Source organism: Aeromonas sp. QDB14, from assembly GCF_027707845.1.
Classification (GTDB): Bacteria; Pseudomonadota; Gammaproteobacteria; order Enterobacterales; family Aeromonadaceae; genus Aeromonas; species Aeromonas caviae.
The window spans coordinates 1-1385 of sequence record NZ_JAPCJD010000176.1 but is presented as its reverse complement, the minus strand read 5'-3'; the positions used below and the strand labels follow the sequence as shown (position 1 = coordinate 1385).

The window sequence follows — 1385 nt, the reverse complement described above, 5'->3', positions numbered from 1 at the left end:
TCATGTACAGGACCTTAAGCGGCGAGTCCATTTAAAACGCCTTCCAAGGTCCTGTTCTGTATCGACTTTCTCTGCTTGGTTCGGCAGGCGTTCTTGGCCAAATAATCGGCAGCCCATTCCAATCTTTCCCTTATTTCTGTCAGCGCCCTATGGGCCACTGCTTCCAATAGCGGTAGCCACCACGTCGCACTGTTCTTCGACGCTTTCAGCATCGATAGCGCCCCACTCATCACACTCTGCGCGACCCGTCTCTTCATCACCAGCGACAGCAGGCTCGTCCACACCAACCCCTCGGCAATCGCTTTCTCGCCCGTCACAAACCCCTTGAGCCGGTTGTGCGATTTCCACTCTTTAAATAACAACTCCACCTGCCAACGGCAGCGATACAGGCTCATCACCTGCTCTGCTGACCATGCTGCTCGCGGTAGGTTCGTCATCCACAGACAGAACCGCTTTTCCTCAGCAAACCAGCGCCGGATCAACCGGTACTCGACCTGGCCGGACTTCACCACCATATCCAGTACCTCGGCCCGACAGCGTCGCCGTCCGGCCTCTCTCAGAGATAGTCCCGCCAGCTTGGGTACTTCCCGTCCATCACCGCGCCAGGCTTGGATTATCTTGGGGTTCAGGCTTTTCGTGCCGCGCACCAGATAAAATCCGCCAGCGTCGTTCACCTGCTCAAACCAAGCCCTGTCAATGTAACCTGCGTCAGCCAGCAGCAGGCAGTTGGTCAGCGTGTGGGCTTCAGGCAGAAATTGCCGTTCCCCTGCGGTATCGGCAGACACACTCATGCACAACGGGCTCTGCTCCGACAGTGACATGGTCATATGGCACTCGATAGCTGCCGGACTGATGGTCTTGAACCGGCCGGGAAAATCAGCAGCAAGGCGCCGATGCACCGCAAAGGAGGTGCCATCGTGCAGTAACACCTGCTTGAACGCGCCGAGGGAGGCTGCTTTGAGTTGATGGTCGATACGCAAGGCGATGGCCCGCTCGACCAGGGCTTTCATAAACAGGGCAAAGCTCTCTTTGCGCAGCTGATTGTGAAACGGTTTGTAAGAAACCTGATGGGTGTTTACCAGTTGCAAGGCATTGAAATGGCGGTGTAAACCGGCAATGTCATTGACCTGGTCGCCTCCCATGGCCCGCAGCAGTGCAGGTACGAGCATGGCTGGGGTAATGGCACGCTGACGCAGACAAAACTTGCAGAGCCGAGCAATGCGCTCGAGTGCGGCGGGAGCCAAGAGTTGCTCCAGATAGTAATTAGCGTTGATAATAGTCATAGGCTTCGCGCGTGTTGATTTTGTTTGGCGATAAAATCAGATCACAAACGAAGCCTTTTTTATATCTATTTCAATTGGTTGCCGCTAAAGATCCTGTACATG

General features: G+C 55.0%; 1 protein-coding gene. It reads right to left on the bottom strand.

Annotated elements, in window-relative coordinates:
• Window positions 1-14 precede the first annotated feature (14 nt).
• Window positions 15-1283, bottom strand: a complete 1269-nt coding sequence (locus PG887_RS22325; RefSeq protein ID WP_011191342.1) for an IS4-like element ISApu1 family transposase — start codon at window positions 1281-1283, stop codon at window positions 15-17.
• Window positions 1284-1385: the final 102 nt, after the last annotated feature.